This is a genomic window from Oleiphilus sp. HI0125 (assembly GCF_001635355.1).
The window spans coordinates 1-3,089 of sequence record NZ_LWGF01000641.1; the positions used below are offsets into that span (position 1 = coordinate 1).

Here is a 3,089-nt window from a genome sequence, read left to right on the forward strand (position 1 = left end):
TGAGTCGAATTACTATTTGAGTGCTGACTCCACATTCGTGTTGACACAAGAGAATAGCCGAAGTTATGTCGTTTTTTCAGGTCAAGATCTCCTAGCTTATTCGTCACGCGTGCAGGCGCTAGTTTCTAATAAAAGCGCTAATCAAGTAAATGATCTTAAAGCGGTGTATCAGACGTTAAATAAGAAAGTCAGTTATATGCTGATTGATCAGGCGCTCCAAGGTGCGAAGCTTCAGAGTAGAGAGCTAATCAAGCAGTTCAGTAAATATACAACAGTAGGATGAGTAAGATGAGTCAACAGCGTAGGGTGTTGTTAGGTGTAAATGTCGATCATGTTGCAACCCTTAGACAGGCACGAGGTACGCGTTACCCTGATCCCGTCCAGGCTGCGATGCTAGCTGAAGAAGCTGGCGCTGACGGCATTACGATTCATCCGAGAGAAGATCGCAGGCATATTCAGGATCGCGATGTGTTTGTGATGAAGGAAACCCTCCAAACGCGTATGAATCTGGAGATGGCGGTAACGGATGCGATGGTCGATCTCGCTTTAAAGGTTAAGCCAGAGCATGTTTGCTTGGTGCCTGAAAAACGCGAAGAGTTAACTACCGAAGGTGGGTTAGATGTTGTGGGGCATCTTGATAAGGTTAAGGATGCTTGTCAAAGACTCGGTTATGCTGGCATAGAGGTCTCTGTATTTATCGACCCCGACGAACAACAGATCTTGGCGTCGAAAAATTGTGGAGCGGCAGCGATAGAGCTGCATACGGGCGCTTATGCTGAGCCTGCTTCAAATGAAGCGCAGGCAAAGGAGCTTGGGTTGATTGTTGCCTCTACCGAATTAGGTGTGTCCGAGGGTTTAATCGTTAATGCTGGCCATGGCTTGAATTATCATAATACGCATGAAATTGCGCAGATCAACGGAATGAACGAACTCAATATTGGTCACGCTATTATCGCTAGAGCAGTCTTTGTCGGTTTGAAAGAAGCTGTGCGAGAAATGAAATCGATCATTAATCAAGCAGGCTAGTCGAATGATAGGTGTTGGCGTTGACTTGCTAAAAATTGAGCGGATCGAAAAGGCAATGAGCAATAATCCGGAGCGTTTTCCAGAAAAAGTGCTATCAGATGCTGAGCTTACGGAGTTTGTTCGTTTAGATCGTGGTCAGGAAAATTTTGTCGCAAAACGCTTCGCTGTGAAAGAGGCTGTTGCGAAGGCCTTAGGCACAGGATTTTCGTCAGGAGTATCTTGGCGTGATATTTCGCTTCAGCATGATTCAAATGGAAAGCCAGTCGTTACATTAACAGATGGTGCACAATCTCGATTTGAGGAACTGAATGCGTCATCACTTGAGATTAGTCTTAGTGATGACGCAGGGTTCGTTATAGCGTACGCAAACCTGAGCTAGCTTTGAACGACCTAAAATTTCATCCCTAGACCAATGAAGTAACCGCTCTCGAAGGTGCGATCGCCAGCATCTTTGATACCTGCATTCAAATACTGGTAGCCAAGACTGAGATCAGCACTCTGGATGACTCGATAATTGAGCTGGGCTCGAAAGCGTTTAAATTCATCAGAATCACCGTAAGCAAGAATATCAGGCGCGTAGTGCAGTCGAGTTTCTACTGATAGGCCTGGAGTACTAGGAAGATTGATCCGAACAGCTCCACCAAAAGCAACCGCAGAAGCTTTGAATTCGCCTTCCTTCATATGTGTTGCCTCAAGCCCCAACAGCACAGTGGTTGGCAAATTTGAAATAGCTGTCTGTCCCTGAGTGTGAAGATTAATGTTGCTAATATTGACCGATTCGCTTTCGTCTTTATAAAAATGCTCGAAACCCGCCACTAGGTCGGTCTCACCAATCTGGCCATCAATGCCACCTCCAATAGTGTCATTGCTTATTCTGAAGGAGGCGCCGCCGGCGTAACTTAGGGAGGATAAAGCCAGTAATGCTGTGCATGCGATAAAGCGAATGTTGAATGTCATTAAGAAACCTTTTTGAAGCATTTATAAGTTTGTAGTAAGACCGAAAAATAAAGAAAAATCAGGAGTAGTGCTAGGTCTGATATCTTCACTAAACCCGATGTAAATATTGTGTCTGCTGACATCGAAAGACAGAGCGCTCGATAGTGCAATACTCGTCCAACCAAGTTCACGTACTTCATCATTGAAGTAAGGAGTATTTATGTCAATATTGGTAATTAATGCAATAGTTGGTGTGAAAATAAGGTCGAGGCTTCCATAAGCGCCACCAACAAACGGGTTTGGTGAAAACTCATCAATCATCGATTTGTAACGAAGATACGACACGTTATATCCATAACTTGTCTGAATTCTTGGCAGAAAAGTGTTATCGAGTTCAATCGAGGCGCCTTGCGTTGCGAAGCTAAGATTAATTGAACTTGCCAATCCGCCAGTTTGCTTTGACGTATCGCCGGTTGGCAAGTTGAAGCTCAGGCTTACTGCGTCGCTTATGAAAGATGTAGGACGCATTTCGACAAAAAGCATGGTATCTCCCAGACCATGCGATCTATCACTCAGTTTATATGTTTCACCGTTTTTTGTGATATTCCAATTAAGCTGGTTATTTGTAGATTGCTCGCGACCATTCTGAGGCATGCCAAAGAAGTCATGAAATTCGTAGATTGGATCGTCTAAATATCCAGAGCGATGCGCTTGATATTGCAGTGATAAGCCGAGGCTAAGAGTGCCCGTTCGATAGGTAAGCGTTTCTCGGATAAGCGATGTTTCTCCATCAACATCGTATGTTGTTTGGTCTACGGTCGATTGCCTGAAATAATTAGATATTGCCACGCTGGTTTCAAACGTCATTTTACTTTGCTTTTGAGCAGCAGATGGATAGTGCGCGTAAGGAAGCTGGCCGATTAGCGGGTTCAAATTTACATACTGAATTTTTGATGCGTAGGCACGTTGATCAAACAATGATAAGAACAGGATGATCAAGGCCGATATCAAGGATTGAGAGCGGAGCATATCAGTTTATCTTTTATTTAACGGCGCTCAGGATAGAGCAGACCGAAGTTATTTGTTAGTGTTGTTACGCACATATAATAATTTACTAATAAAACGGA

At 43.9% G+C, this 3,089-nt stretch carries 5 protein-coding genes; 3 read left to right on the forward strand and 2 right to left on the reverse strand.

Translation table 11 applies throughout. The annotated features are described in order from the left end of the window. From A3762_RS28330 to acpS, 3 genes are all read left to right on the forward strand, one after another. Nucleotides 1–283, forward strand: a 283-nt coding sequence (locus A3762_RS28330; RefSeq protein ID WP_231878773.1) for a hypothetical protein, incomplete at its 5' end; no start/stop codon positions are given. A gap of 5 nt (nt 284–288) precedes the next feature. Then, nucleotides 289–1,026 (forward strand): pyridoxine 5'-phosphate synthase, encoded by a 738-nt coding sequence (gene pdxJ / locus A3762_RS08520; RefSeq protein WP_068754969.1) that lies wholly within the window; start codon nt 289–291, stop codon nt 1,024–1,026. Between the two features lie 4 nt (nt 1,027–1,030). Continuing rightward, nucleotides 1,031–1,405, forward strand: coding sequence for a holo-ACP synthase (acpS, locus tag A3762_RS08525; protein ID WP_068478479.1), 375 nt, complete (start codon nt 1,031–1,033; stop codon nt 1,403–1,405). Nucleotides 1,406–1,416: 11 nt separating this feature from the next. On the opposite strand, the gene A3762_RS08530 is transcribed toward acpS, so the two are convergent. Both A3762_RS08530 and A3762_RS08535 read right to left on the reverse strand, forming a co-directional pair. Next, the gene (locus tag A3762_RS08530) at nt 1,417–1,983 is read right to left on the reverse strand and encodes a YfaZ family outer membrane protein (protein WP_197469154.1); all 567 of its coding nucleotides are present in this window, start codon (nt 1,981–1,983) and stop codon (nt 1,417–1,419) included. Nucleotides 1,984–2,004: 21 nt separating this feature from the next. Next, on the reverse strand, nt 2,005–2,991 hold the full coding sequence (locus tag A3762_RS08535; protein ID WP_068754967.1) for a DUF3187 family protein: 987 nt from the start codon (nt 2,989–2,991) through the stop codon (nt 2,005–2,007). Between the last annotated feature and the right edge of the window lie 98 nt (nt 2,992–3,089).

Excerpts from the sequence above, each read along its gene's own strand:
- pdxJ (WP_068754969.1), top strand. The coding sequence starts at position 289 with ATGAGTCAACAGCGTAGGGTGTTGTTAGGTGTAAATGTCGATCATGTT.
- acpS (WP_068478479.1), top strand. The coding sequence starts at position 1,031 with ATGATAGGTGTTGGCGTTGACTTGCTAAAAATTGAGCGGATCGAAAAG.
- A3762_RS08530 (WP_197469154.1), bottom strand. The coding sequence starts at position 1,983 with ATGACATTCAACATTCGCTTTATCGCATGCACAGCATTACTGGCTTTA.
- A3762_RS08535 (WP_068754967.1), bottom strand. The coding sequence starts at position 2,991 with ATGCTCCGCTCTCAATCCTTGATATCGGCCTTGATCATCCTGTTCTTA.